Source organism: Ancylobacter sp. Lp-2, assembly GCF_020523795.1.
Classification (GTDB): Bacteria; Pseudomonadota; Alphaproteobacteria; order Rhizobiales; family Xanthobacteraceae; genus Ancylobacter.
On sequence record NZ_JAJALI010000015.1, the window covers coordinates 1 to 24,910 of the forward strand.

Genomic DNA, 24,910 nt, shown 5'->3' on the forward strand with positions numbered 1-24,910 from the left:
GGGGTGCCGCTTCCCGTGGCGGCGCCGGCGCCGGTTGCGACCGGGCCAGCGGCCCCGCCGCGCGACGCGGCGGCCGACAGCCTCGCCGCCGTCGAGCGCGCGGCCAATGAAGGCCGGCTCGCCGAGGCGCGGCAGGCGGCGGGCCGCCACATCGCCGCCTTCGGGCCGTCGGCGGCGGCGCTCTACCTGCTCGGCCTCGCCTGCGATGCCGAGGGCGCGGCGGCGGAGGCCGTGGAGGCCTATCGCAAGGTGCTCTATCTGGCGCCGGACCACCACGAGGCGCTGGCGCATCTGGCGCTGCTGCTGCGCCGGCAGGGCGATCTTTCAGGAGCGAAGGCGCTCGGGGACCGTCTCAGGCGGCTCGAGAAGAGGAGTGAGCGGCGATGAGCGCCGGTGCCGATGACGAGCTGCCTCCCTCGCGCGCCCAGGCGGAGCCGTCGAGCCGGGAGGCCTCGCGCCACGCGGCCGCCAGCCGCCTGCTCGACCGCGCCCTGCCGCCCGGCTATCGCGAGGAATGGGCGCGCTATTTCGCCCGGGTTCCCGATGTCGACGAGGTCGAGGCGGAGGCGGGCGAGGCGGGAGCGGACCGGCGCGTGCTGGTGTTCCGCCTCGGCGACGAATGGCTGGCGCTGCCTGCCGATCTGGTTCAGGAGATCACCGAGCCGCGTCCGCGCCATACGCTGCCGCACCGGCGCGACGAACTGGTGCTCGGGGTGGTGAACATTCGCGGCGAACTGCTGGTCGAGATTTCCTTCGCGTCGCTGATCGGCCTCGGCGAGGCGCGCGGCGAGGCGGCGGAGAACCGCATCACCGCCTTCCCGCGTCTCGTCGTGCTCGGCCGGGACCGGCATCGGGTGGCCTTCCGCGTCGACGAGGTGCACGGCCTGCACCAGCACGCGACGCGTGACCTGGTGGCGCTGCCGGCGACCATCGGCAAGTCGGCGTCCAGCTTCGCGACCGCGATGATCGCCTGGCAGGGCCGCATGCTGGGCCGCCTCGACGGCGATCTCGTCCTCGACGCCATCGACCGGGGCATCGCATGAGCACCCCCGACTATGGCAGCTTCTCCATGCTCGACCTGTTCCGGGCCGAGCTCGACATGCAGTCGCAGGCGCTGACCGCCAGCCTGCTGGCGCTGGAGCGCGATCCGGTGGCCACCGCCGAGCTGGAAGCGGCGATGCGGGCGGCGCATTCGCTGAAGGGCGCGGCGCGTATCGTCGAGCTGATGCCGGCGGTGCGCGTCGCCCACGCGATGGAGGAATGCCTCGTCGCGGCGCAGAACGGCCAGCTGCGGTTGCGCCAGGAGCATATCGACGCCCTGCTCAAGGGTGTCGACCTGCTCGGCGCGGTCGCTGCCGACGAGACGGCCGGCGCGACGGCGGAACCGCGGATCGCCGTCTTCCTGCAGGCGCTGGAGGCGGCGTCGCGGGCGGAGCCGCCGGCGGTTCCCGCCGAGGTGCCCGTGTCGCCAGTGTCGCCTTTGCCGGCGCCGGCCGCCGGCCTGGTCCCGGACGATGCGCCGGTGACGTTCCCGACATCCTTCCCGGCGCCGGAGGCACCGTCGGCGGGCACCGAGCGGATGATCCGCATCACCGCCCAGAGCATGACCCGGCTGCTCGGCCTTGCCGGCGAATCGCTGATCGAGGCCCGGCGCCTGCGGCCCTTCGCCGACAGCCTGCAACGGTTGCGGCGGCATCATGCCGAGCTCGCCCGCGCGCTCGACACCGCCCGTGCGGGGCTGCCGCCGGACGCGGGTGACGGGCCGGCCGCCCAGGCGCTCGCCATCGCCCGCGCGGCGCTGGGAGAGAGTCGGGACTATCTCGCCGGGCGGTTCGCCGAACTCGACTCCATCGACCGGCGCAGCACCGATCTCGCCAACCGCCTCTATGCCGAGACGCTGGAGAGCCGCATGCGGCCCTTCGAGGATGGCGTGCGCAGCTATTCGCGCACCGTGCGCGATCTCAGCCGCGCGCTGGGCAAGCAGGCGCGGCTCGCCATCGTCGGCGGCTCCACCGGCATCGACCGCGACATTCTCGACCAACTCGACGCGCCGCTCGGCCATTTGCTGCGCAACGCCATCGATCATGGGCTGGAGACGCCGGCGGAACGCCAGGCCGTCGGCAAGCCGGCCGAGGGGCTCATCCGCCTGGAAGCCCGGCACACCGCCGGCCTGTTGCAGATCATCGTCGCCGATGACGGCCGCGGCGTCGATCTCGACCGGCTGCGCCAGGTGGTGGTCGAGCGCCATCTCATCGCCGAGGAGGCGGCGGCCCGGCTGAGCGAGGCCGAGCTGCTGGAATTCCTGTTCCTGCCCGGCTTTTCCATGAAGCCGACGGTGAGCGACGTCTCCGGTCGCGGCGTCGGTCTCGACGCGGTTCAGGCGACGGTGAAGGAGATGCGTGGGCGGGTGGTGATCACGAACCGGCCGGGCGAGGGCACGCGCTTCCTGTTCGAGCTGCCGCTCACCCTTTCGGTGATCCGCACCCTGCTGGTCGAGGTCGATGGCGAGCCCTATGCGCTGCCGCTCGCCGGCATCACCCGCACCCTCAAGCTGGAGCGCAGCGCCATCGAAACGCTGGAGGGGCGCCCGCATTTCCGCTTCGGCGACTGGCCGGTCGGGCTGGTCACCGCCCACGAATTGCTGGAGCGCGGCGCGGCGCGGCCAGACACGGCCGAGATCGCTGTCGTGGTGATCGGCGAGAACGAGGGCACCTACGGCCTGATCGTCGACGGCTTCCTCGGCGAGCGCGAGCTGGTGGTGCGGCTGCTCGATCCGCGGCTCGGCAAGATCAAGGACATCAGCGCGGCAGCGTTGATGGAGGACGGTTCGCCGGTGCTCATCGTCGATATGGACGACCTGCTGCAATCGGCCGACAAGCTTGCCGTCGCGGGGGCGGTCCGCAGCCTGCGCCAGAGTTCGGCCGCCACCGCGCAGAGCCGGCGCAAGCGGGTGCTGGTGGTCGACGATTCGCTCACCGTGCGCGAACTGGAGCGCAAGCTGCTCGACCAGCACGGCTATGTCGTCGAGATCGCCGTCGACGGCATGGACGGCTGGAACGCGGTGCGCTCCGAGGCCTTCGACCTGGTCGTCACCGATGTCGACATGCCGCGCATGGACGGCATCGAGTTGGTGACGCTGATCAAGCGCGACCCGCGCCTCAACCGCCTGCCGGTGATGATCGTGTCCTATAAGGATCGCGAGGAAGACCGGCGCCGTGGTCTCGACGCCGGGGCGGACTATTATCTCACCAAGAGCAGCTTCCACGACGAGACCTTGATCCATGCGGTCGAGGATCTGATCGGCGCGGCGGTGGAGTGAGAGGGGCGGACATCATGCGGGGCGCGGGATGAGGATCGGCATCGTCAACGATCTGCCGCTGGCGGCGGAGGTGCTGCGGCGGGCGGTCGCCGCCACCCATGAGCACGAGGTGGCCTGGATCGCCTCCAATGGGCGCGAGGCGGTGGACGCCTGCCGGCGCGACCTGCCCGATCTCGTGCTGATGGACCTTGTCATGCCGGAGATGGACGGGGTGGAGGCGACGCGGCGGATCATGCGGGATACGCCGTGCCCGATCCTCCTGGTCATCGCCAGCGTCGACGGCAACATTCCCGGCGTCTACGAGGCGATGGGCCATGGCGCACTCGACGCCGTCGACATTCCCTCGGTGAACATCGCCGAGGGAATGTCGATCCAGGCCGACGTGCTGCTGAACAAGATCGCCACCATCGGCCGGCTGATCGGCGACGGCCGCTCGTCGCGCCCGGTGCCGCCCGCCGCCCCGGCCGGCGGTTCGGCGCCGCCGCTGGTGGTCATCGGCGCTTCCGCCGGTGGCCCGGCGGCGGTGGCGACCCTGCTCGGCGGCCTGCCGGCCGATTTCCCGGCCGCGCTGATCCTGGTGCAGCATGTCGACGAGAAATTCGTCCCCGGCCTCGCCTCCTGGCTCGGGCAGCACACCGGGCTGAAGGTGCGCCCGGCGCTGGAGGGCGACCGGCCGGAGGTCGGTACGGTGCTGATCGCCGCCTCGGCCGATCACCTCGTGCTCACCGCCATCGGCACGCTCGCCTATACGCCGGAGCCGCGCGCCTATCCCTACCGGCCCTCGGTCGACGTGTTCTTCAAGAGTGTCGCCCGGCTGTGGCGGGGCGACACCGTCGCCGTGCTGCTTACCGGCATGGGCCGCGACGGCGCGACCGGTCTTAAAATGCTCCGCGACGCGCATCACCACACGATTGCGCAGGACAAGGACAGCAGTGCGGTTTACGGAATGCCGAAAGCTGCCGCCGCGATAGGTGCGGCGGCCGAGATACTTCCCCTCGACCTGATCGCCCGTCGCCTGACCGTGGCGTTCGGGCGGTCGCAATGACGGGCATGGTACGATGAGCAACACCGCCGTTTTCCCGGCCAACATGCCGCCTCTGGCGGAAGGCTATCTCTCGCTGGTGCTGTTGGTCGACGACCAGGTGCTCATCTGCGAGGCGGTGCGGCGTGCGCTGCTGGGCGAAGGCGACATCGACCTGCACTATTGCACCAACGCCCAGGACGCGATCCGGGTGGCCGAGGAATTGAAGCCGACGGTCATCCTGCAGGACCTCGTCATGCCCGGCATAGACGGCCTCGCCTTGGTGCGGCACTACCGGGAGCACCCGACGCTGCAGCCGGTGCCGGTCATCGTCCTGTCGGCCAAGGACGAGGCGGCGACCAAGAGCGCGGCGTTCCAGGCCGGTGCCAACGACTATCTCGTCAAGCTGCCCGACCGCATCGAGCTGATCGCCCGCATCCGCTATCACAGCCGCGCCTATCTCGATCATCTCCAGCGCGACGCCGCCTATGCGGCGCTGCGCGAGAGCCAGCGCCAGCTGATGCAGGCCAATCTGGAGCTGGAGCGCCTTACCCGCATCGACGGGCTGACCAGCCTCGGCAACCGGCGCTATTTCGACGAGTACATGATGGCGGAGTGGCGGCGCGCGCTGCGCGGCGGCCTGACGCTGTCGGTGCTGATGATCGATGTCGACCAGTTCAAGGACTACAACGACAACTATGGCCATCTCGCCGGCGATGACGTGCTGCGGCGGGTGGCCGACGCCATTCGCGTCAGCGCCAGCCGCGCCGGCGATTTGGCGGCGCGCTTCGGCGGCGAGGAGTTCGTCGTGGTGCTGCTGAACACCGGCATCGAGGAGGCGCAGGTCGCCGCCGAGCGGCTGGTGCAGAACGTGCGCAACCTCGACATCCCGCACGGCAGCAAGCGGGTGACGGTCAGCGTCGGCGTTGCCTCGATGCAGCCGCAAGGCGACCTGCCGGAGGAGATCATCACCGCCGCCGACCTCGCTCTGTTCCGCGCCAAGGCGTCCGGCAAGGACCGCTACGAGCTGAGCATCCCCGGCGATCGCTAGCCGCGCTGGGCGGTCAGCCTTTTCTCAGCCTGCGTCTTGCCGGCTAACCTCTCACCGGCAGACGTCGACCCAGGCGGCGCCGGTGATGTCGGCCATGCGGTCGGGCGCGATCCGGAGCGCGGCATAGGGCGAGCCGGCCGCCGGCACCACCTCGTCGAACGCCTTCAGCGACACGTCGCAATAGACCGGCAGCGGCGTCGCGAGGCCGAACGGGCAGACGCCGCCGATCGGATGGCCGGTGAGCGCCGTCACCTCGTCGGCGCCGAGCATGCTGGTCTTGCCGCCGAAGGTCGCCTTGGCCTTGGCGTTGTCGAGCCGCGCCTCGCCGCCGGCCACCAGCAGGAAGGCGCGTTCGCCCACCCGTAGCGACAGCGTCTTGGCGATCTGTGCCGGCGCGACGCCGTGCCCGGCCGCCGCCTCGGCGACGGTGGCGGTGCGCGCCTCCAGCTCGACGATGGCGATGTCGGGCGCCGTGGCGTCGAGAAAATCCCTGACCGATTGGACGCTCATTCCCGCCGCGCGCTCCCGCTGTTCATCGCGGCTGATCCTGCCCGATTCGCCCGCTGCGGCGCAGCATCGAATTGCCCTTGCGTTGTTGAGCGAATTGAACATAACTAAACACAAAGCTAAACGCGGCCGGACGCCACCGGCACGTAAACGCCAATCGAGGGGGCAGAAGACCCACCTCGTTTCCTGGGAGGAGAACATGCTGAAGACGTTGAGGCCCCTTCTGGGGGCTGCGGTTGCGTTTGGAGCCTTCGCCGGCACGCTCGCCGTGCCGCAGGCAGCCAAGGCCGAGCAGCTGACGCTGTGCTGGGCGGCCTGGGACCCGGCCAACGCACTGGTCGAGCTGTCCAAGGATTTCACCGCCAAGACCAAGATCGACATGAAGTTCGAGTTCGTCCCGTGGACGAGCTACGCCGACCGCTTCCTCAACGAGCTCAACTCGCACGGCAAGCTGTGCGACCTGATCATCGGCGACAGCCAGTGGGTCGGCGGCTCGGCGGAGAACGGCCATTACGTGAAGCTGAACGACTTCTTCGCCAAGGAAGGCATCAAGATGGATGACTTCGTGCCGGCGACCGTCGTGGGTTATTCGGAATGGCCGAAGAACACGCCGAATTACTGGGCGCTGCCGGCGATGGGCGACGTGGTGGGCTGGACCTACCGCAAGGACTGGTTCGAGAAGCCGGAGCTGCAGAAGGAGTTCAAGGCCAAATATGGCTGGGACCTCGCGGCGCCGAAGACCTACACCCAGCTGAAGCAGATCGCCGAGTTCTTCCAGAAGAGGCAGATCGACGGCAAGACCGTCTATGGCGCCTCGATCTATACCGAGCGCGGCTCGGAAGGCATCACCATGGGCGTCACCAACGTCCTGTATGATTGGGGTTTCATGTATGACAACCCCAAGAAGCCCTATGAGATGCAGGGCTACGTCAATTCGCCGGACGCGGTGAAGGGCCTCGAATTCTACAAGGCGCTCTACGATTGCTGCACCCCGCCGGGTGCCTCCAACGTCTACATGGTGGAATCTGCCGACGCCTTCAAATCCGGCCAGGTGGCGATGCAGATGAACTTCGCCTTCACCTGGCCCGGCCTCTACAAGGACGAGAAGGTCGGCGGCAACCGCATCGGCTTCTTCCCCAATCCGGCCGAGAAGTACCATTTCGCTCAATTGGGCGGGCAGGGCATCTCGGTGGTGTCCTATTCGGACAAGAAGGACGCGGCGCTCCAGTACATCAAGTGGTTCGCCCAGCCGGACGTGCAGCAGAAATGGTGGCAGCTCGGCGGCTTCTCCTGCCTGAAGGCGGTGGTCGACGCGCCCAGCTTCAAGACCAGCCAGCCCTATGCGCCGGCCTTCCTGGAATCCATGGCCATCGTCAAGGATTTCTGGGCCGAGCCGAGCTATGCCGAACTGCTGCAGGCGATGCAGAAGCGGGTGCATGACTATGTCATCGCCGGCAAGGGCACGGCGAAGGAAGCGCTCGACGGCCTGGTCAAGGACTGGACCGAGGTCTTCAAGGACGACGGCAAGATCTGAGGCGACGGGGCGGAGAGCCCGCAAGGCTCTCCTTTCCGGCACGAGAGATATCTGCCGAGCCATTCCGGGATCGCCCCTTCTTTCTTTCCCTCTCCCCGGTGGGGAGAGGGGCCCGCGCACCGGGTCGGTGAGGGGCCCTCGCGATCGGGAAGCCAAGAAGGCCGCTCACCCCGTCCCTCTCGGTCAAAACCGAATGCCTTCGGTTTTGACCATCCAGATCCCGAATTCGGCAACAGCCGAGTTCGGGGAGGGAGGGAACCGCCGGGCCTCCACGTGACGGTTCTGTTGCAGGTGGCCGCGTGGCCGCCCAGGACCAGACCCGGCCCACCCGCTCATCCATCAGGTGAGAGACCGTGACCGCTTCACACGACACCTTCTCCGACAAGATGGCCGACGCGGCCATCCGCGCGACGCCCGAACCGCTCGCCGCAAGGGTGCGCGGCCTGTCCGACCGGGCCATCGCCTGGCTGTTCATCGCCCCGACCATCGTGCTGCTGCTGGCGATCAACATTTTCCCGCTGTTCTGGGCGATCTATCTGTCCTTCACCAATTTCCGCGCCAACCGGCCCAATGCGGTGGTGCAGAATGTCGGGCTCGGCAATTATTCGCGCATCCTCAACGACCCCGACATCTGGGCGTCGATGCAGACCACGGCGCATTTCGTGTTCTGGACCATCGTGCTGCAGACGCTGATCGGCTTCACGCTGGCCTATCTCATCGACCGCAAGTTCCGTGGCCACGCCTTCTGGACCACGCTGATCCTCATCCCGATGATGCTGTCGCCGGCGGTGGTGGGCAATTTCTGGCGCTTCCTCTACGAGCCGCAGATCGGCCTGTTCGCCTATGCCGTCTCCTTCGTGTCGGGCATCCCGACCTCCGACATCCAGATGCTCGGCAACGTCCATCTCGCGCCCTGGGCGATCATCATCGTCGATACCTGGATGTGGACGCCCTACGTGATGCTGATCTGCCTCGCCGGGCTGCGCTCCATCCCCGACTACATCTACGAGGCGGCCGAGGTCGACCGCGCTTCGCCCTGGCGGCAGTTCTGGTCGATCACCGTGCCGATGGCGCTGCCCTTCATCATGCTGGCCGTGCTGTTCCGCGGCATCGAGAACTTCAAGATGTTCGACATGGTGAACCTGCTCACCGGCGGCGGGCCGGGTTCGACCACCGAGGTCGCCTCGATCGCGCTCAAGCGCGACGCCTTCGAGGCGTGGGCGACCGGGCGCTCCTCCGCCTTCGCCATCGTGCTGTTCGTCGCGGTGTTCGGCCTCGCCAACATCTATGTGAAGGCGCTGAACAAGGTGAAGCAGAGATGAGCACCAGCAAGGCCGCCCCCGCCGTCTCCGCCCATTCGGTCGTCGAGCCGAGCCCGCGCACCAAGCGCATCGCCGGCGCCCTCGTCATCCTCTACGCGCTCATCACCCTGGTGCCGCTGGTGTGGATCTTCCTCACCTCGATCAAGTCGCCGCCGGATTCGATCTCCTACCCGCCGAAGATCCTGTTCACGCCGTCGCTCGAGGGCTACTGCAACCTCTTCACCACCCGCACGCGGCAGACGCCGGACTACATCGCCGCTCTGCCGCCGCCGTCCGGCGTGTGCGACGCGGTGACCCGCGAGCGCAACATGGTGATCGCCGGCCCGTCCAACTTCCTGCCGCGCTTCGCCAATTCGCTGATCATCGCCTTCGGCTCGACCTTCCTCGCCGTGTCGCTGGGCACGCTGGCGGCCTATGGCTTCTCGCGCTTCAAGGTGCCGCTGGCCGACGACCTTCTGTTCTTCATTCTGTCGACGCGGATGATGCCGCCCATCGCGGTCGCCATCCCGATCTACCTGATGTACCGCCAGCTCGGCCTGTCCGACACCGCGCTCGGCATGATGCTGCTCTACACGGCGGTGAACGTCTCGCTGGCGGTCTGGCTGCTCAAGGGCTTCATCGACGAGATCCCGCGCGAATATGAGGAAGCCGCGATGATCGACGGCTACACGCGGCTGCAGGCCTTCTTCAAGGTGGTGCTGCCGCAGGCTACCACCGGCATCGCCGCCACCGCGATCTTCTGCCTGATCTTCGCCTGGAACGAATACGCCTTCGCCTCGCTGCTCACCTCGGGCTCGGCTCAGACCGCGCCGCCCTTCATCCCCACCATCATCGGCGAGGGTGGGCAGGACTGGCCGGCGGTGGCGGCGGGCACCACCATCTTCCTGGTGCCGATCCTCGTCTTCACCATCCTGCTGCGTAAACAGCTGCTGCGCGGCATCACCTTCGGGGCGGTGCGCAAATGACCGACCATACGCTGATCCCCGGCAAGTCCCGCCGGCCGTTCTTCCTGCGGCGCGGCCCGATGGAAATGCTTGCCGTCGCCCTCATCGCGCTCGGCTTCCTCATGCTGTTCCAGCCCTTCGCGCTGGTGCTCTACACCTATTCCTTCATCACCCTCCTCGCCGGCACGCTGATGTTCACCATCGTGTCGAAATTCCCGGAGTAGGCCGATGGCCGAGATCAGGGTCGACCACCTCCGCAAGGCCTTCGGCGAGTTCGTCGCGGTGCAGGATTCCTCCTTCACCGTCGAGGACGGCGAGTTCCTCGCCCTTCTCGGGCCGTCGGGCTGCGGCAAGACCACCACTTTGCGCATGATCGCCGGGCTGGAGCTGCCCACCGGCGGCGCCATCCATCTCGGCGGCGAGGACGTCACCTACAAGCGCGCCAGCGAGCGCGACATCGCCTTCGTGTTCCAGCTCTTCGCGCTCTACCCGCACATGAACGTGCGCCGGAACATCGGCTTCCCGCTGCTCTCGCAGGGCGTGCCGAAGGCGGAGATAAAGCGCCGCGTCGAGGAGACGGCGAAGCTCCTGCAGATCGACCACATCCTCGACCGCCCGGTGTCCGGCCTCGCCGGCGGCGACCGCCAGCGGGTGGCGCTGGGCCGCGCCATCGTGCGGCGGCCGAAATGCTTCCTGATGGACGAGCCGCTCGGCACGCTCGACGCCGAGTTCCGCGATGTGATGGTCCGCGAGCTGCGCGAACTGCACAACCGCATCCACGCCACCACGGTCTACGTCACCCACGACCAGATTGAGGCGATGGCGATGGCCGACAAGATCGCGGTGATGAATCACGGCATCATCGAGCAGTTCGCCACCCCGCGCGAGATCTACAACCGCCCGGCCTCGATGTATGTCGCCGACTTCATCGGTTCGCCGCCGATGAACTTCCTGCGCTTCACCGCCGGCCTGCCGAAGGGTGCCCGCATCGCCCGCATCGACGGGGCGGATGTGCAGATGCCCGAGTTGCGCGCCGACGTCGCCGAGGGCGAGCTCGCCTTGGGCGTGCGTCCCGAGCACATCCGCTTTTCCGACACCTCGCCGCTGCGCGGGGCGATCTATGGCGCGGAATATCTCGGCACCAACCAGATCGTCACGGTCGAGACGGCGGGCGGCCTCGTCCGCGCCCGTCTGCCGGCCGAGCGCTCCTACCGCATCGGCGACCGCGTCGGCCTCGCCTTCGTCGCCGACCGGCTGTCGCTGTTTGATTGCCGTAGCGGCCGCGCCGTTCCCTCGGTGCTGCATGAGGGCGTGCTGGCGCGCGACACCCGCCACCGCGAAATGCGCGATCTGGAGGCCCATCATGGCTGATGTCACGCTGAAGAGCGTCACCCGCAGCTTCGGCGACAAGCGCGCGGTCGACAGTCTCGACCTGCATATTGCCGATGGCGAATTCGTGGTGCTGCTCGGCCCCACCGGCGCCGGCAAGACCACCACGCTGCGCCTCATCGCCGGGCTGGAGAAGCCGGATGCCGGCACGGTGGAGATCGGCGGGCGGCCGATGAACGGCCAGTCCCCCGCCGGGCGCGACGTCGCCTTCGTGTTCCAGCAATATTCGCTGTACCCGCATCTCACCGTCTACGAGAACCTGGCCTTCCCGTTGCGCTCGCCGGCGCGGCGGATGGACAAGGCGACCATCGATGCCCGGGTGCGGCAGGTGGCGAAGATGGTGCGCATCGACCACAAGCTGGAGAACCGCTCGACAAGGCTGTCGGGCGGCGAGATGCAGCGCGTCGCCATCGGCCGGGCGCTGGTGCGCCGGCCCTCGATCTACCTGATGGACGAGCCGCTCTCTTCGCTCGACGCCAAGCTGCGCGGCGAATTGCGTCTCGAGCTGAAGCGCATCCAGAAGGAACTCGGCGCCACCCTGCTCTACGTCACCCACGACCAGATCGAGGCGATGACCATGGCCGACCGCATCGGCATCCTCGCCGAGGGCAAGCTGGTGCAGATCGGCACCCCGCGCGAGATCTACGCCAACCCGGCCAATCTGCACGTCGCCGCCCGGCTCGGCCAGCCGCACATCAATCTGGTGCCGCCGGGCCTGCTGCCCGACGCCGCCACGCCGGTGGGCACCCGCACCATCGGCGCGCGTACCGAGCATCTGGAGATCGCCCGCACCCGGGAGGGCGCCGCCGGCAATGCCGAGGTCGACTGGATCGAGCATCTCGGCGACCAGAACCACCTGCACATCAAGGTCGACGGCCACAAGCTGGTGACGCTGGCCGATCCCGACCTGCCGGTCGAGGCGGGCGACCGTGTCAGCGTGCGATTGCGCCAGCCACTCTATTTCGGTGGCGACGGGCAGCGCCTCGCGTGACATGAAGACAGGCGGCGCGGTTCGCTGCGTCGCATCATGTGTCGGCCAGCGCCTCTTCCGGTCGGGTCCCTTGCCCGGTCGATAGGAAGAAGTGCCGGATTCAGGAGAGTGAGCCCGATCCGGTCGGGGCGGGCTCTGGGGATCGGAAGCAATGACCAAGCATTTCTTCAACCGCCGCGAGGCCATCGTCACCGAGGCGCTGGACGGTCTCATCCGTACCACTCCGCCCGGCCGGCTGGCCCGGCTCGACACCTATCCCGACATCAAGGTGGTCCTCCGCGCCGATTGGGACAGGTCGAAGGTGGCGGTGGTCTCCGGCGGCGGCGCCGGTCACGAGCCCTCGCATGCCGGCTTCGTCGGCCGCGGCATGCTCACCGCCGCCGTCTCCGGCGAGATCTTCGCCTCGCCGAGCGTGGAAGCCGTGCTCACCGCCATCCGCGCCGTCACCGGCGCGCCGGGCTGCCTGCTGGTGGTGAAGAACTACACCGGCGACCGGCTGAATTTCGGCCTCGCCGCCGAGCGCGCCCGCGCCGAGGGCTTCAAGGTCGAGGTGGTGATCGTCGCCGACGACATCGCGCTGCCCGACCTGCCGCAGCCGCGCGGCATCGCCGGCACGCTGTTCGTGCACAAGATCGCCGGCCATCACGCCGAGGCGGGCGCCGACCTTGCCAGCGTGGCGGCGGCGGCCAAGGCGGCGGCGCACGACATCGCCTCGCTTGGCGTGTCGTTCTCCTCCTGCTCGATCCCCGGCCAGAATTTCACCGAGCGGCTCGGCGAGGCCGAGGGTGAGCTCGGCCTCGGCATCCACGGCGAGCCGGGCGTCGAGCGTATCGCGGTGCAGCCGGTCGACGCGCTGGTGGCGCGGATGGGCGAGCATCTGGCGCCGAAGCTCGAAGCCGGCGCCAGCTACGCCCTGCTGGTCAACAATCTCGGCGCCGTGCCGCCTTTGGAGATGTCGCTGATCGCCGACAGCGTGCTGCGCGCGCCGCTCGGCGCCGGGGTGAAGCTGGTAATCGGCCCGCAGGCGCTGATGACGGCGCTGAACATGAACGGCTTCTCGCTGTCCTTCCTCAAGCTCGACGCCGCGCGGGAAGCCGCGCTGGCCTCGCCGGTCGAGCCGCTGGCCTGGCGTCCGGCGGTGACGGCCGGCCCGGTCGTCGTGGTGCCGGCGCCCGCCGCGCCGCGCGCCGAGATCCCGCCCGCCAGCGGCGACGCCACCGCCGAGGCGGTGATCCGCACCGCCTGCGCCGCCCTCATCGGGCTGGAGGCGGAGCTGAACCGCCTCGACGCCAAGGCGGGCGACGGCGATACCGGCTCCACCGTCGCTACCGGCGCCCGCGCCATCGAGGGCAAGCTCGCCTCCCTGCCGCTCGCCGACATCGCCGCGACGCTCGCCGTCATCGGCGAGACGCTGGCCACCGCCATGGGCGGGTCGAGCGGCGTGCTGCTCTCCATCTTCTTCACCGCGAGCGCCAAGGCGGTCGCCGAGGGCAAGAACATCCCCGCCGCGCTGCTCGCCGGCCTCGACCGCATGACCTTCTATGGCGGGGCGACGCTGGGCGCCCGCACCATGGTCGACGCGCTCGATCCCGGCTTGAAGGCGCTGGCGTCCGGCGGCCTCCCCGGCGCCGCCGAGGCGGCGGATACCGGCGCTGAGGCCACCAAGGCGATGACCCATGCCCGCGCCGGCCGCGCTTCCTATGTCGCGGCGCGCGATCTCGAAGGCTCGGCCGATCCCGGCGCGGTGGCGGTGGCTGCGGTGTTCGCGGCGCTCGCGCGGGGATAGTGGAAACCAGCACAGGGGAGGAGCCGATGCATCTCGCCGCCGCCGATCTCTCCGCGCTGATCGCCCTGTGCCGGGCGGAGATCGACCGGCATGGCGAGCATCTGGGCGCGCTCGACAGCGCCATCGGCGACGGCGACCACGGCGCCAATATGCGGCGCGGCCTCGAGGCGGTGTTCGCCGAGCGCGACGCCATCGCCGCCCTGCCGCTGCCGGCGGCGCTGGAGCGCATCGGCCTGGTGCTGGTGATGAATATCGGCGGCGCCGCCGGCCCGCTCTACGGCACGCTCTTGATGGAGCTCGGCCGCGCGCTGCCCGACGGCGACGAGGCCGACGACCTCGCCGCCCCGCTTGAGCGCGCCATCGCCGCCGTGGCGCGGCGCGGCCGCTCCGGTCCCGGCGACAAGACGCTGCTCGACGTGCTTTACCCGGTGCAGGCCGAACTGGTAAGGCGCTCGCCGCCGGGCGACATCGCCGCCTGCGCCCGCTCGGCGGCCCATTCCACCGGGCCGATGCAGGCGCGACGCGGTCGGGCGTCGTTTCTCGGCGCCCGCTCCATCGGCCACGAGGATCCCGGCGCCTCCAGCTGCGCCCTGCTCACCGCCGCCATCTGCGGCTATTTCGAGGAGCACCGCCCGTCATGAACGCGCGTGCCGACCAGCCCTCCGCGCCGTCCCCGGCCAATGTCGGCATCGTCATCGTGTCGCATTCGCCGCTGGTGGCGAAGGGCGCCGCCGACATGGTGCGCCAGATGGTCGGCGACTGCGTGCCGCTCGCCTGGACCGGCGGCAATGTCGAGGGCGGGCTCGGCACCCATGTCGCCGGCATCGCGGCGGCGATCGAGGCGGCGTGGTCGGAGGCAGGGGTCGCGATCTTCGTCGATCTCGGCGGCGCCGAGACCAATAGCGAGATGGCGGTCGAGCGGCTGGGCCCGGCGCGGGCGGCCCGCGTCGCCATCTGCAACGCCCCGCTGGTCGAGGGCGCGGTGGTGGCCGCCGCCGAGGCGTCGGGGGGCTCCAGCCTCGCCAAGGTGGTGGCGACCGCCGAGGAGCTGTCCCCCTGATGAGCGAGCCCAGCCCCGCCTTTCCGCGCGAGCGCAGCGGCGCCCGCTGGCAGACCGAGGTGGAAGTCACCCACGGCATCGGCCTGCATGCGCGCCCCTCGGTCGCCTTCACCCGGCTGGCCAAGAGCTTTCCCTGCGCCATCGAGGTGGCGGTGGACGGCTCGGCGGACTGGCTGAACGGCAAGAGCATCGTGAAGATCATGGGCGCCCGCATCCGTCGCGGCACCCGCCTGCGCATCCGCGCCGAGGGCTTTCGCGCCGAGGAGGCGATCGTCGCGCTCGGCGAGCTGGTGCGGCGCAATTTCGACGAGGACCGCAAGAATGCCCGTGCCGATGGTCGTCCGGATGGCCGGCCCGCGTGAGCTGACCGGCAAGGCGGCCTCGCCCGGCCGCGCCTGCGGTCCGGCGTTCCGCGCCCTCGCGCCGGCCGCGCCCCCGGCGATGGCCGGGGAGGACGCGCGCGCCGCGCTGGCCGGCGCGGTGACGGTGGCGATCGGCGAATTGCGGGCGCTGGCCGCCGGCGCCGATGCCGAGAGCGCCGGCGTGCTCGACTTCCAGATCGAGATGCTGCTCGACGACGACCTGATCGAGCCGGCGCTCGCGCGCATCGCCCGCGGGGAGGGCGCCGCGCTGGCCTGGGCCGGCGCGATGGACGCCCACATCGCCGCGCTGGTCGCCGATGACGGCCACGATGCGGCGGACACCATTGGGGCGCGCGGCGCTGGCGAAGATGCCTTCGCCGATGGGGTTGGGGAGCGCGGCTCCGGCGAGGACGCCTTCGCCGATGGAGTTGGAGAGCGCGGCGCTGGCGAAGATGCCTTCGCCGCGCGGGCCGCCGATCTCGCCGACCTCCGGCAGCGCGTGCTCGATGCGCTCGCCGGACGGCCGCGTGCCGATTTCCCCGCCGCCGCGATCTATGTCGGCGACGACATGCCGCCCAGCCTGTTCCTCGCCCATGACTGGTCGAAGGGCGGCGGCATCGCGCTCGGCGCCGGCAGCACGGTGAGCCATGTCGCCATGTTGGCCCGCGCGCGCGGCGTGCCGATGGTCATCGGCCTCGGGCCGCTCGCCGTCGTCGCCGGCCAGCCGCTGCTCGTCGACGGCACGGCCGGGCGGGTCGGCCTCGATCCGGCCGAACCGGTCGCGCCGCCGCTTCCGACCATCATTCCCGCCGCCGTCGCCGGGCCGGGCGGGGCGTTCCGGCTGAGCGTCAACCTCAACAGCCTGTCCGACCTCGCCGCCGTCGATCCCGCCACGGTGGACGGCGTCGGGCTGGTACGCAGCGAATTCCTGTTCCTCTCGCCGGCCGAGGCGCTGAGCGAGGAGCGGCATGTCGACTGCTACCGCGCCATCCTCGCGCGCTTTTCCGGCCGCCCGGTGCGGCTGCGGTTGCTCGATCTCGGCGGCGACAAGGCGCTGCCCGGCCTCGTCGAAGGCGGGCCGGCCTCGCTGCTCGGCGAGCGCGGCATCCGCTTCCTGCTGGCGCATCCCGATCTCGCCCGCATCCAGGCGCGGGCGATCCTGCGCGCGGCGGCGGACAGTCCGGCAACCCGTGACTCCGTCAGCGTGCTGCTGCCGATGGTGACGCTGCCGCAGGAGGTCGCCGCCATGGCCGCCTTGTTCGATGAGGAGGCCGCCCGCCTCGCCCGGCTCGGCATCGCCGCGCGGCGCCCGCCGCTCGGCATCATGGTGGAGGTGCCGGCCGCTGCCCTCACGCTCGACCTGTTCGAGGCGGCGGCGTTCTTTTCGGTGGGGACCAACGATCTGATGCAGTATCTGTCGGCGGCCGCGCGCGACAATCCCATCGCCGCCCCGCTCAATGCCGGCTCGGAGACCGCCTTGTTCCGCCTGATGGCCCAGATCGCGACGACCGCGGAGGCGCTCGGCAAGCCGGTGTCGGTCTGCGGCGACCTCGCCGGCGATCCGGAGGCGCTGGCGCGGCTGGTCGGCCTCGGCTTCCGCGATTTCTCGGTCGCACCCTCGCGCCTCGCCGCCATCGGCCCGCTGCGGCGCGCCATGCCCGCCGGGGAGGGGTGAGCCGTGGCGCGGGAGCTCGACGAGGCGGTGATCGCCTACAAGGCCATGCTGGCCGGCATTCTCGACAACCGGCCCTCCGGCACCCGCCAGCGGCTGGCCTCGGCGCTCGGCAAGCATCGCAGCTTCGTCACCCAGGTGACCAGCCCGACCTATGACACGCCGCTGCCGGCCCGGCACTTGCCGACGATCTTCCGCGTCTGCCATTTCAGCCCGGCCGAGCAGGAGCGCTTCCTGCTCGCCTATGACGCCGCCCATCCCGGCAAGCTGCCGGAGGCCGGGGGCGGTGAGCGGCTGCGCCCGCTGACGCTGATGGCGCCGGACTTCGGCGACGACAAGAAGAACCGCCAGTTCGACGAGGCGGTCGCCGAGTTCGCCCAGAAGATGGCGGCGCTGGTGAATGGCGGTGAGTGAGCGGTTCCACCATAGCGGCATCCGCCCGCTTGCGCGCCGGAGCGCCGGGCGATGAAGAAGATCATGAACGCGCCGGAGCGTTTCGTCGCCGAGAGCCTCGACGGGTTGGTGCGCGCGCATGCCGAGCTCGTCACTTTCGGCGGCGGGCGCAAATTCGTCCGGCGGCGCCAGCTGGTGCCGGGCAAGGTGGCGGTGATCTCCGGCGGCGGCGCCGGCCACGAGCCGCTGCATTCCGGCTTCGTCGGGTTGGGCATGCTGGATGCTGCCTGCACCGGCCATGTCTTCACCTCGCCGACGCCCGACCAGATCGTCGCGGCGATGGACGAGACCGATACCGGCGCCGGCTGCCTGCTGATCGTCAAGAATTACGACGGCGACGTGATGAATTTCGAGATGGCGGCGGAGATGGCCGCCGACCGTCATGCCGTCGAGACCGTCATCGTCGAGGACGACGCCGCCACCGGGCCGGCGGTGCGCAGCCGGGGCCGGCGCGGGGTCGCCGGCACGGTGGTGGTGGAGAAGCTGATCGGCGCCGCCGCCGAGCGCGGGGCGGACCTCGCGGCGCTGAAGGCGCTGGGCGACGGGCTCAATGCCGGCATCCGCTCGATGGGCGTCGCCCTGCGCGGCGTGGCGATACCGAACAACCCGCGCGAGACCTTCGTGCTCGGGCCGGAGGAGATGGAGATCGGCGTCGGCATCCATGGCGAGCCGGGTCTCGATCGTACCCGCTTCGCCGACGCCGACGCCATCATCGGCCAGCTCGGCGCGGCCATCCTCGCCGAATTGCCGGCGGAGCTGACGGCGGCGACGGACCTTCACCCTCTGCTGGTGGTCAACGGCTTCGGCGGCACGCCGCCGATCGAGCTCTATCTCGCCTATGGCCTGGCGCATCGCTTCTTCGAGGCGCGGGGCCTGGCGCCGGTGCGCTCGCTCACCGGCACCTTCGTCACCTCGCTGGACATGGCCGGGCTGTCGGTGACGCTGGCGCTGCTCACGACCGATCAGCTGGCGCTGTGGGATGCCCCGGTGGCGACGCCGACGCTGAACTGGTGAGGCGTCGCCGAATTGTCGGTGATCCAGTCGTCGAGCTGTCGCGCATAGGCCTCGGCGGCGGCATCGAGAGCCTCCACCGGCACCTTGTTGGCCTCGTAGACGATGAAGGGGTCGGCGAGCGCCAGGCCGCAGCGATGCGCGGTGGCGCGCAGCGGCGCCAGCAGCGCGTCGAGCGCGAAGGGGTTGCCGGCGCCGGAGCGGTAGGCCTCGGCGGGGCCGCCGGCGGTCAGGGCGAGCAGCAACGGCATGCCCTCCACGAGCCGGCCCTCGCTTTCATAGGCGACGTAGAACATGCGGGTCAGCACCGCGTCCTGCCACGCCTTCAGCAGCGGCGGCGTCGCGTACCACAGCAGCGGGAATTGCAGCACCAGCCGGTCGGCCGCGAGAAGCCGTGCCGCCTCGCGGGCGCCGTCGGCCTCCATGTCGATGCCGTGCGGGTAGAGCGCGGCCATGTCGACTACCTCGACATCCGGTCGCCGCGCCGCCGCGCTGGCGAGCCTCGCATTGGCGCGCGAGCGGGCGGGATCGGGATGGAACAGCAGGACGAGGGTCTTTCCAGTAGGGTTTTTGCCGGTCAGTGCGTCGGACATCGTCGTCTCCATGGCGGGTTGACGGCACGATGCGCGGCGGCAATAAATCATTCCAATCGATTATCGATATAGCTTATTATCCACGTCATGAATTTACGCTCGCTCGACCTCAATTTGCTGGTGGTGCTGGACGCGCTGCTCGACGAGGCGCATGTCGGGCGGGCCGCCGAGCGGGTGGGCCTGTCGCAGCCCGCCGCCTCGGCGGCGCTGCAGCGCTGCCGTCATCTGTTCCACGACGCGCTGATGGAGCGCGGGCGCGGTGTCATGCGCCTCACGCCGCGGGCGCAGGCATTGCGCGCACCGCTCAAGGCGCTGCTGGCCGAGGTGGAGGCGCTGGTCGATCCGGCGCCGGTGCCGCTGCACGAGCTGCGGCAGACGCTGCGCATCGTTATGACCGACTATCCGGCTCTGTTCGTGCTCGCCCCGCTGGCGGCGAAGCTGGCTGAAACCGCGCCCGGCCTCGATCTGGTGGTGCAGCCCTGGCTCAGTGCGGAAGCGGCGCGGCGGGCGCTGGCCGAGGGCAGCGCCGATCTCGCCGTCTCGGTCTTCGCCCCCGGCGAGGACGGATTGCGCTACACCCATCTCCTCGGCGAACGCTATGTGGTGGCGATGCGGCCCGGCCATCCCGCCGCGACGGCGTTCGACCGTGCGCGCTGGCTCGCCAGCCCGCACATCGTCGTCTCCGGACGGGGCGAGCGGACGACGCCGGTGGACGAGGAACTGGGGCGGCGCGGGCTCGCCCGCCGTGTCGGCTTCGTGGTGCCGGGCTTCCAGATGGTGCCGACACTGCTGCGCCAGACCGACATGATGGCGCTGCTGCCCTCGCGGGTGGTGGCGGCGGAGGGCGGGCTCGTCAGCTTCCCGCCGCCGGTGCCGGTGGCCGGCTTCCCGCTGCACCTCGCCTGGCACCAGCGCCGCGCCGGCGATGCCGGGCTGCGCCACGTCGCCGGTCTGCTCGCCGAGCTGCTGCGTGCGCCTGCACCCGCCTGAAGGGGCTCAGGCGGCCAGCTTCGGCTCCACCTCGACCGTCACATGCGACAGGTCGTGGATATGCGCCAGCTTGGCGCGGTAGTGCGAGGGCGGGCGCGGATCGGCGCTGCGCAGCGCGACGATGGCGCCGTGATGGCCGGGGCCGAGCTGCCAGACATGCAGGTCGACGATCTCGTCGCCATCGGTCTCCACCGCCTCGCGGATCTCGTCCGGCAGGTCCTCGCCCGGCTCGACATAGTCGATCAGCACCGCGCCGGCGCTGCGGATCAGGCCGAAGGACCAGCGGGCGATGACGAGGCCGCCGACGATGCCCATCATCGGGTCGAGCCACAGCCAGCCATAGAGGCTGCCCAGCGTCAGCGCCGCGATGGCGAGCACTGAGGTCAGTGCGTCGGCGAGTACGTGCAGATAGGCGGCGCGCAGGTTGAGATCGTGCGCAGGCCCCTCGCTGTGCTGCTCGCCGTCATGATGATCGTGATGATGCCCGTGCCCGTGGTGGTGGCCATGGCCGTGATGGTGGTCGTGGTCCTCGCGCAGCAGCCAGGCGCTGGCGAGGTTCACCGCGAGGCCGAGCACCGCCACCGCGATGGCCTGCGGAAAGTCGATGGCGGTCGGGCTGTAGAGCCGCACCAGGCTTTCCCAGCCGATCAGCAGCGCGATCAGCGCCAGCACCACGGCGCTGGCGAAGGCGGCGAGGTCGCCCAGCTTGCCGGTGCCGAAGCTGAAGCGCGGATTGTGGGCGTTGCGGCGGGCATAGAGATAGGCGAGGGCGGTGATCAGCATCGCCGCCGCATGGGTCGCCATGTGCCAGCCATCGGCGACCAGCGCCATCGAGCCGAACACGCTGCCGGCGACGATTTCGCCGACCATCATCGTCGCGGTCAGCGCGATCACCAGCCAGGTGCGGCGGGCGTTGCGGTCATGGTTGTCGCCGAGGAACACGTGGCTGTGCGGCGCATCGAGGCGGGCGGCGTCGGTCATTTCATATAGGTCCGGATGACGTCGATCAGCTCCTCGGCGCCCGCCTCGCGGGCGGCCGGGTCCTCGACGGCGAGCACGTGCTCGTGGATGTGGTCTTCGATCAGCTCGGCGGTGAGGCCGTTGATGGCGCCGCGCACCGAGGCGACCTGGTTCAGCACGTCGGCGCAGGGCGCCTCCGCCTCCAGCGACCGCTCGATCGCCTCCATCTGCCCCTTCAGGCGGCGGATACGCGCGAGAAGCTTGGCCTTGTTCTTCGCAATATGGCTCATGGGATATAGGGGTATACCCTATTTTTCCGAAGGGCAAGGCCACCCGCTCTCCGTCCGGCGACGCGGAAACGACCAGCTATCCGACATTTAGTGAGGTTTACGCACGCCCCGGCAGCACCCGAGGGCATGCGCGATCGAATTATAGGAGGTATACCTATACGAAAACGCCGCGCCTTTGCCGGGCGCGGCGTCGCGGAAGGCCGATGGTGCGTCGTGCGGTCAGCGCGCGATGGCGGCGGCGCCGGCCTCGTGGGTCCGCCCGGCGAGGGAGAGCAGGGCGCCGAGTCCGGCCAGCCCGCCGGTGAGGGCGACAATCGCGCCCCAGCCGCCATGCTGCCAGAACCAGCCGCCCATCGAGCCGGTGACGCTGGACCCGATATAGTAGAACAGCAGGTACAGCGAGGCGGCGTGCCCCTTGGACAGCCCGGCCAGCGGGCCGACCGAGCTGGAGGCCACGGAATGGCCGATGAAGAAGCCGGTCGCCACCAGCGCCACGCCGCCGGCGATCGCCACCAGCGAGGCGGACAGCGTCAGCAGGATCCCCGCCAGCATGATCAGGAAGCCGGCGACCAGCAGCGGCCGGCGGCCGAAGCGGTCGGCGAGGCTGCCGGCCAGCGAGGAGGAGACGATGCCGAAGCCGAAGGCGAGGAACAGCATGCTCACCGCGGAGGGGGAGAGCCCATAGGGCGCGCCGGACAGCCGGAAGGTGGCGTAGTTGAACAGCGTCACGAAGATGCTGGTGAGCACGAAGCCGATGGCATAGACGCGGATCAGCGCGCGGTTGCGCAGGTGCCCGCCCCAGGCGGAGAGGTGGAAGCCGAGGCCGAGGCCGCGCTGCGGCTGGAAATTGCGCGAGGGCGGCAAGAGCAGCAGGAAGCCGATCGCCGAGGCGACGCACACCGCGCCGAGCACGCCGAGCGCCATCCGCCAGGAGGCGAATTCGGTGGTCAGCCCCATGCCGACGCGGCCCATCATCGCCCCGAAGGCGGTGCCGCCAATATAGAGGCCCATCGCCTTGCCGAGATGCCTGGGAGCGATCTCCTCGGCGAGATAGGCCATCGCCACCGCCGGCACGCCGCCGAGCACGAAGCCTTCCAGCGCGCGCGCGGCCAACAGCGTCGGCCATGAGGGCGCGAAGGCGGCGGCGAGATTGAAAACCGCCGCCAGCGCCATCGAGCCGAAGATCAGCCCGCGCCGGCCCAGCACCTGCGAGAAGGCGCCGGCCAGCACGATGGAGACCGCGAGCATCCCGGTGGTCAGCGACAGAGCGAGCGAGCTCTGCGCCGGGGTCAGCGCGAAGGAGCGGGCGAAGTCGGGCAGCAGCGGCTGCACGCAATAGATCAGCGAGAAGCTGGCGAAGCCGGCGAGGAACAAAGCGAGGCCGGCGCGGCGATAGTCGGAGGTGCCGCGCTCGATGAAGCTCGGCGAAGGCGCGGCCTCATACGCCATCTCCTCGGGCACCACGAGGTCGGGCGCCGCGCGCGGGATCTCGGCGGCGGGGGCGCGGTCACGCAACACAGGCGAGGCGGCGGCGGGCAAGGCAGCAGCGGAGGCGGCAAGAGCGGGCGAGGCGAGGGCAGGCGCGGACATCTGACAATTCCCGGAAGCGTCCCCGTTTCGGAGAGGGGGCAGCCCGGCGGAGATAGTCCCACCAACATCATCTGTCCAATATATGGAAATGTCGTTCTTCATATGTAATATGTATGGCCATGGAGCTGCGCCACATCCGCTATTTCATCGCCGTCGCCGAGGAGCGGAACTTCACCCGCGCCGCCGCCCGCCTCGGCATCGGCCAGCCGCCGCTCAGCGCCCAGATCAAGGATCTGGAGGCGGAGATCGGCACCCAGCTGTTCCACCGTGTGGCGCATGGCGCCGAGCTCACCGAGGCGGGCGAGGCCTTCCTCGCGGCGGTGAAGCCGCTGCCGGAGGAGGCCGCCGCCGCCATCCACGCCGCCCGGCGCGCCGCGCGCGGCGAGATCGGCCAGCTCAGCGTCGGGCTCACCGGCACGGCGGCACTCAACCCGCTGTTCCCCGCCGCCATCCGCTCCTTCCGCCGTTCCTATCCCGAGGTCGAGCTGAGGATCGTCGAGGCGAACTCGGTGGTGCTGCTGTCGAGCCTGGTCGAGGGCCGGCTGGACGTCGCCATCCTGCGCCCGGCGGAATCCGATCCCGCCGACCTGCACGAGGAGCGGCTGATCGACGAGCCGCTAGTGGCGGCGCTGCCGGCGGCGCATCCCGCCGCGGGGAAGGCGGGGAAGGCGCGCGGCGGCAAAACGCGCGCCGGGCTGGATCTGACGACGCTGCGCGAGGAACCGTTCATCCTCACCCCGCGCTCGGTCGGCACCAGCCTGCACGATGCCGCGCTGGCCGCCTGCCGCGCGGTCGGCTTCGAGCCACGCCTCGGCCAGCCGGCGCCGCAGATCGCCTCGATCCTGTCGCTGGTGGCGGCGGAGTTCGGCGTGTCGCTGGTGCCGGCCTCGCTGGGCGATCTCAACGTGCCCGGCGTGGCGTTCCGCCGGCTGCGCGCGCCGGAGCCGCGCGTCGGGCTGGTCGTCGCCTACCGCAAGCACCGCCCACCGCCGCTGGCGCTGAACTTCGCCCGCGCGGCGCGGGCGGCGCGGCCGACCGTGCCGGAATGAGGCTCAGCCGTTCCTTGCCGCCCGCCGGTAGCGGCCCGGCGGCACGCCGGCGAAGCGGCGGAAGCCGGCGCTGAACGCCGCCTCGGACCGGTAGCCGAGCGCGAAGGCGATGCCGGCGATGCTCTCGGTGGTGTCCCGCAGCCGCCCGGCGGCCAGTCGCATGCGCCAGCCGGTCAGGTAGTCGAGCGGCGGCTGGCCGACCGCCCGGCGAAAGCGGTCGGCGAACACGCTGCGCGACATGCCGGCCTGCCCGGCGAGTTCGGCCAGCGTCCAGCGCCGTCCCGGTTCGCCATGCAGGGCGGCGAGCGCGCGCGCCAGCCGCGGGTCGGCCAGGGCGCCCAGCCAGCCGGGGGGCTTGGCGCCCGCCATGGCCAGCCACAGCCGCAGCACCTGCAGCAGCATGATATGGGCGAGATGCTCGGCCATCAGGCCACCGCCTGGCGCCCTGTCCTTCAGCTCCGCCGCCAGCCGCTCCAGCGCCCAGCGCAGCACGGCGGCCTGCTCGCCGGCGGCGGCGGGCACATACACGATGGCCGGCAGCGCCTCCAGCAGCAGGCCGGCCGCCTCGCCGAAGGCAAACCGTCCGCCGACGAGGAAGAAGTCGCCGCCGCCATTGCAGGTGGCGATGCCGTCCACCGCGCGATCATAGAGGGTCGGCGAGGCCACCGGCGGCAAAGCGAGGTCGGTGGCGAAGCGGAACGGCCGGCCGCGCGTCAGCAGGAAGCAGTCGCCGGCCTCGATGCGGCGCGGTTCGCTCTCGCCCTCCGCGTCGCCGTCGACCTGCACCCAGCAGGCACCGCGCAGCACGGCGTTGAACTTGATGCCCTCATGCGGGGGAAAGGCGATCGCCCAGTCGCCGCCCGCGTCGAGGCCGGCGCTGATCGCGCTTTTCGGCTTCAGCAGCGACAGCACGTCGGAGAGAGGATCCATCAGCGGAGCCGGACGATACAGGAGAAAAGCCGGACTTTATCGCATGGAACGTCCGTCGGCCATCCGCGATGCTTGGGGGGAGATCG

General features: G+C 70.2%; 25 protein-coding genes and 1 pseudogene. 20 read left to right on the forward strand and 6 right to left on the reverse strand.

The features are described 5' to 3' along the window. The 5 genes and pseudogenes from LGR54_RS23745 to LGR54_RS23765 form a co-directional block, all read left to right on the forward strand. Window positions 1-387: pseudogene (locus LGR54_RS23745) on the forward strand (methyltransferase); the annotation flags it as partial. Beyond that, window positions 384-1,043, forward strand: coding sequence for a chemotaxis protein CheW (locus LGR54_RS23750; RefSeq protein WP_230364440.1), 660 nt, complete (start codon window positions 384-386; stop codon window positions 1,041-1,043). The pseudogene LGR54_RS23745 and the gene LGR54_RS23750, both read left to right, overlap by 4 nt. Further along, a complete protein-coding gene (locus LGR54_RS23755) occupies window positions 1,040-3,319 on the forward strand; it encodes a hybrid sensor histidine kinase/response regulator (protein WP_230364441.1) in 2,280 nt (759 codons plus the stop codon). The genes LGR54_RS23750 and LGR54_RS23755 overlap by 4 nt, the downstream gene beginning before the upstream one ends. A gap of 28 nt (window positions 3,320-3,347) precedes the next feature. Beyond that, a complete protein-coding gene (locus LGR54_RS23760; protein ID WP_230364442.1) occupies window positions 3,348-4,364 on the forward strand; it encodes a chemotaxis response regulator protein-glutamate methylesterase in 1,017 nt (338 codons plus the stop codon). A 13-nt stretch (window positions 4,365-4,377) separates the two neighbouring features. Beyond that, window positions 4,378-5,391 carry a diguanylate cyclase gene (locus LGR54_RS23765; RefSeq protein ID WP_230364443.1) on the forward strand — a complete coding sequence of 338 codons (1,014 nt, stop codon included), beginning with the start codon at window positions 4,378-4,380 and terminating at the stop codon, window positions 5,389-5,391. Between the two features lie 51 nt (window positions 5,392-5,442). Here the strand turns inward: LGR54_RS23765 and LGR54_RS23770 are convergent, their stop codons facing one another. Further along, the gene (locus LGR54_RS23770) at window positions 5,443-5,901 is read right to left on the reverse strand and encodes a YbaK/EbsC family protein (protein ID WP_230364444.1); all 459 of its coding nucleotides are present in this window, start codon (window positions 5,899-5,901) and stop codon (window positions 5,443-5,445) included. 196 nt (window positions 5,902-6,097) lie between these two features. Between LGR54_RS23770 and LGR54_RS23775 the strand changes: the two genes are divergently transcribed. The 13 genes from LGR54_RS23775 (at window position 6,098) to LGR54_RS23835 (ending at window position 18,425) form a co-directional block, all read left to right on the forward strand. Beyond that, the gene (locus tag LGR54_RS23775; protein ID WP_214007359.1) at window positions 6,098-7,432 is read left to right on the forward strand and encodes an ABC transporter substrate-binding protein; all 1,335 of its coding nucleotides are present in this window, start codon (window positions 6,098-6,100) and stop codon (window positions 7,430-7,432) included. 386 nt (window positions 7,433-7,818) lie between these two features. Further along, window positions 7,819-8,754: a carbohydrate ABC transporter permease gene (locus tag LGR54_RS23780; RefSeq protein WP_246564403.1), complete on the forward strand. Its 936-nt coding sequence runs from the start codon at window positions 7,819-7,821 to the stop codon at window positions 8,752-8,754. Continuing rightward, window positions 8,751-9,719, forward strand: a complete 969-nt coding sequence (locus LGR54_RS23785) for a carbohydrate ABC transporter permease (RefSeq protein WP_230364445.1) — start codon at window positions 8,751-8,753, stop codon at window positions 9,717-9,719. Before LGR54_RS23780 ends, LGR54_RS23785 begins: the two co-directional genes overlap by 4 nt. Continuing rightward, the gene (locus tag LGR54_RS23790; protein ID WP_230364446.1) at window positions 9,716-9,922 is read left to right on the forward strand and encodes a hypothetical protein; all 207 of its coding nucleotides are present in this window, start codon (window positions 9,716-9,718) and stop codon (window positions 9,920-9,922) included. The genes LGR54_RS23785 and LGR54_RS23790 overlap by 4 nt, the downstream gene beginning before the upstream one ends. Before the next feature lie 4 nt (window positions 9,923-9,926). Continuing rightward, a complete protein-coding gene (locus LGR54_RS23795) occupies window positions 9,927-11,069 on the forward strand; it encodes an ABC transporter ATP-binding protein (protein WP_230364447.1) in 1,143 nt (380 codons plus the stop codon). Continuing rightward, window positions 11,062-12,078 (forward strand): ABC transporter ATP-binding protein, encoded by a 1,017-nt coding sequence (locus LGR54_RS23800; RefSeq protein ID WP_230364448.1) that lies wholly within the window; start codon window positions 11,062-11,064, stop codon window positions 12,076-12,078. Before LGR54_RS23795 ends, LGR54_RS23800 begins: the two co-directional genes overlap by 8 nt. A 151-nt stretch (window positions 12,079-12,229) precedes the next feature. Continuing rightward, a complete protein-coding gene (locus LGR54_RS23805; RefSeq protein WP_230364449.1) occupies window positions 12,230-13,864 on the forward strand; it encodes a dihydroxyacetone kinase subunit DhaK in 1,635 nt (544 codons plus the stop codon). 26 nt (window positions 13,865-13,890) lie between these two features. Next, window positions 13,891-14,505 (forward strand): dihydroxyacetone kinase subunit DhaL, encoded by a 615-nt coding sequence (dhaL, locus tag LGR54_RS23810; protein WP_230364450.1) that lies wholly within the window; start codon window positions 13,891-13,893, stop codon window positions 14,503-14,505. Then, window positions 14,502-14,924 carry a dihydroxyacetone kinase phosphoryl donor subunit DhaM gene (dhaM, locus tag LGR54_RS23815; RefSeq protein ID WP_214007351.1) on the forward strand — a complete coding sequence of 141 codons (423 nt, stop codon included), beginning with the start codon at window positions 14,502-14,504 and terminating at the stop codon, window positions 14,922-14,924. Before dhaL ends, dhaM begins: the two co-directional genes overlap by 4 nt. Beyond that, window positions 14,924-15,286, forward strand: a complete 363-nt coding sequence (locus tag LGR54_RS23820; protein ID WP_230364451.1) for an HPr family phosphocarrier protein — start codon at window positions 14,924-14,926, stop codon at window positions 15,284-15,286. The genes dhaM and LGR54_RS23820 overlap by 1 nt, the downstream gene beginning before the upstream one ends. After that, on the forward strand, window positions 15,246-16,961 hold the full coding sequence (locus LGR54_RS23825) for a putative PEP-binding protein (protein WP_370638269.1): 1,716 nt from the start codon (window positions 15,246-15,248) through the stop codon (window positions 16,959-16,961). The genes LGR54_RS23820 and LGR54_RS23825 overlap by 41 nt, the downstream gene beginning before the upstream one ends. A gap of 3 nt (window positions 16,962-16,964) precedes the next feature. Further along, the gene (locus tag LGR54_RS23830) at window positions 16,965-17,372 is read left to right on the forward strand and encodes a hypothetical protein (protein ID WP_230364452.1); all 408 of its coding nucleotides are present in this window, start codon (window positions 16,965-16,967) and stop codon (window positions 17,370-17,372) included. 51 nt (window positions 17,373-17,423) lie between these two features. After that, window positions 17,424-18,425 (forward strand): dihydroxyacetone kinase subunit DhaK, encoded by a 1,002-nt coding sequence (locus LGR54_RS23835; RefSeq protein WP_230364453.1) that lies wholly within the window; start codon window positions 17,424-17,426, stop codon window positions 18,423-18,425. On the opposite strand, the gene LGR54_RS23840 is transcribed toward LGR54_RS23835, so the two are convergent. Beyond that, complete coding sequence (locus tag LGR54_RS23840; RefSeq protein ID WP_230364454.1) at window positions 18,374-19,015, reverse strand: NAD(P)H-dependent oxidoreductase; 642 nt, start codon at window positions 19,013-19,015, stop codon at window positions 18,374-18,376. The genes LGR54_RS23835 and LGR54_RS23840 overlap by 52 nt on opposite strands. A gap of 87 nt (window positions 19,016-19,102) precedes the next feature. On the opposite strand from LGR54_RS23840, the gene LGR54_RS23845 reads away from it, so the two are divergent. Beyond that, window positions 19,103-20,005, forward strand: coding sequence for a LysR family transcriptional regulator (locus LGR54_RS23845; protein ID WP_230364455.1), 903 nt, complete (start codon window positions 19,103-19,105; stop codon window positions 20,003-20,005). Window positions 20,006-20,011: 6 nt separating this feature from the next. Here LGR54_RS23845 and dmeF read toward each other — a convergent pair whose 3' ends face one another. The 3 genes from dmeF to LGR54_RS23860 all read right to left on the reverse strand — a co-directional run bounded on the left by dmeF (window position 20,012) and on the right by LGR54_RS23860 (window position 22,704). Beyond that, the gene (gene dmeF / locus LGR54_RS23850; RefSeq protein WP_230364456.1) at window positions 20,012-20,986 is read right to left on the reverse strand and encodes a CDF family Co(II)/Ni(II) efflux transporter DmeF; all 975 of its coding nucleotides are present in this window, start codon (window positions 20,984-20,986) and stop codon (window positions 20,012-20,014) included. Continuing rightward, window positions 20,983-21,255, reverse strand: a complete 273-nt coding sequence (locus LGR54_RS23855; protein ID WP_230364457.1) for a metal/formaldehyde-sensitive transcriptional repressor — start codon at window positions 21,253-21,255, stop codon at window positions 20,983-20,985. The genes dmeF and LGR54_RS23855 overlap by 4 nt, the downstream gene beginning before the upstream one ends. 219 nt (window positions 21,256-21,474) lie before the next feature. Further along, window positions 21,475-22,704: an MFS transporter gene (locus LGR54_RS23860; RefSeq protein WP_230364510.1), complete on the reverse strand. Its 1,230-nt coding sequence runs from the start codon at window positions 22,702-22,704 to the stop codon at window positions 21,475-21,477. Between the two features lie 260 nt (window positions 22,705-22,964). On the opposite strand from LGR54_RS23860, the gene LGR54_RS23865 reads away from it, so the two are divergent. Next, window positions 22,965-23,894 (forward strand): LysR family transcriptional regulator, encoded by a 930-nt coding sequence (locus LGR54_RS23865; protein ID WP_370638272.1) that lies wholly within the window; start codon window positions 22,965-22,967, stop codon window positions 23,892-23,894. Between the two features lie 3 nt (window positions 23,895-23,897). On the opposite strand, the gene LGR54_RS23870 is transcribed toward LGR54_RS23865, so the two are convergent. After that, the gene (locus tag LGR54_RS23870; RefSeq protein WP_230364459.1) at window positions 23,898-24,824 is read right to left on the reverse strand and encodes an AraC family transcriptional regulator; all 927 of its coding nucleotides are present in this window, start codon (window positions 24,822-24,824) and stop codon (window positions 23,898-23,900) included. Between the last annotated feature and the right edge of the window lie 86 nt (window positions 24,825-24,910).

Bases quoted from the DNA above. Each gene is read 5' to 3' on its own strand.
- LGR54_RS23865 (WP_370638272.1), top strand. From the start codon at position 22,965: ATGGAGCTGCGCCACATCCGCTATTTCATCGCCGTCGCCGAGGAGCGG.
- LGR54_RS23800 (WP_230364448.1), top strand. From the start codon at position 11,062: ATGGCTGATGTCACGCTGAAGAGCGTCACCCGCAGCTTCGGCGACAAG.
- LGR54_RS23755 (WP_230364441.1), top strand. From the start codon at position 1,040: ATGAGCACCCCCGACTATGGCAGCTTCTCCATGCTCGACCTGTTCCGG.
- LGR54_RS23845 (WP_230364455.1), top strand. From the start codon at position 19,103: ATGAATTTACGCTCGCTCGACCTCAATTTGCTGGTGGTGCTGGACGCG.
- LGR54_RS23785 (WP_230364445.1), top strand. From the start codon at position 8,751: ATGAGCACCAGCAAGGCCGCCCCCGCCGTCTCCGCCCATTCGGTCGTC.
- LGR54_RS23775 (WP_214007359.1), top strand. From the start codon at position 6,098: ATGCTGAAGACGTTGAGGCCCCTTCTGGGGGCTGCGGTTGCGTTTGGA.
- dhaM (WP_214007351.1), top strand. From the start codon at position 14,502: ATGAACGCGCGTGCCGACCAGCCCTCCGCGCCGTCCCCGGCCAATGTC.
- LGR54_RS23750 (WP_230364440.1), top strand. From the start codon at position 384: ATGAGCGCCGGTGCCGATGACGAGCTGCCTCCCTCGCGCGCCCAGGCG.
- LGR54_RS23820 (WP_230364451.1), top strand. From the start codon at position 14,924: ATGAGCGAGCCCAGCCCCGCCTTTCCGCGCGAGCGCAGCGGCGCCCGC.
- LGR54_RS23760 (WP_230364442.1), top strand. From the start codon at position 3,348: ATGAGGATCGGCATCGTCAACGATCTGCCGCTGGCGGCGGAGGTGCTG.
- LGR54_RS23860 (WP_230364510.1), bottom strand. From the start codon at position 22,704: ATGGCGTATGAGGCCGCGCCTTCGCCGAGCTTCATCGAGCGCGGCACC.
- LGR54_RS23840 (WP_230364454.1), bottom strand. From the start codon at position 19,015: ATGTCCGACGCACTGACCGGCAAAAACCCTACTGGAAAGACCCTCGTC.
- LGR54_RS23795 (WP_230364447.1), top strand. From the start codon at position 9,927: ATGGCCGAGATCAGGGTCGACCACCTCCGCAAGGCCTTCGGCGAGTTC.
- LGR54_RS23780 (WP_246564403.1), top strand. From the start codon at position 7,819: ATGGCCGACGCGGCCATCCGCGCGACGCCCGAACCGCTCGCCGCAAGG.
- LGR54_RS23770 (WP_230364444.1), bottom strand. From the start codon at position 5,901: ATGAGCGTCCAATCGGTCAGGGATTTTCTCGACGCCACGGCGCCCGAC.
- LGR54_RS23765 (WP_230364443.1), top strand. From the start codon at position 4,378: ATGAGCAACACCGCCGTTTTCCCGGCCAACATGCCGCCTCTGGCGGAA.
- LGR54_RS23825 (WP_370638269.1), top strand. From the start codon at position 15,246: ATGCCCGTGCCGATGGTCGTCCGGATGGCCGGCCCGCGTGAGCTGACC.
- LGR54_RS23870 (WP_230364459.1), bottom strand. From the start codon at position 24,824: ATGGATCCTCTCTCCGACGTGCTGTCGCTGCTGAAGCCGAAAAGCGCG.
- LGR54_RS23790 (WP_230364446.1), top strand. From the start codon at position 9,716: ATGACCGACCATACGCTGATCCCCGGCAAGTCCCGCCGGCCGTTCTTC.
- LGR54_RS23835 (WP_230364453.1), top strand. From the start codon at position 17,424: ATGAAGAAGATCATGAACGCGCCGGAGCGTTTCGTCGCCGAGAGCCTC.
- dmeF (WP_230364456.1), bottom strand. From the start codon at position 20,986: ATGACCGACGCCGCCCGCCTCGATGCGCCGCACAGCCACGTGTTCCTC.
- LGR54_RS23855 (WP_230364457.1), bottom strand. From the start codon at position 21,255: ATGAGCCATATTGCGAAGAACAAGGCCAAGCTTCTCGCGCGTATCCGC.
- LGR54_RS23805 (WP_230364449.1), top strand. From the start codon at position 12,230: ATGACCAAGCATTTCTTCAACCGCCGCGAGGCCATCGTCACCGAGGCG.
- dhaL (WP_230364450.1), top strand. From the start codon at position 13,891: ATGCATCTCGCCGCCGCCGATCTCTCCGCGCTGATCGCCCTGTGCCGG.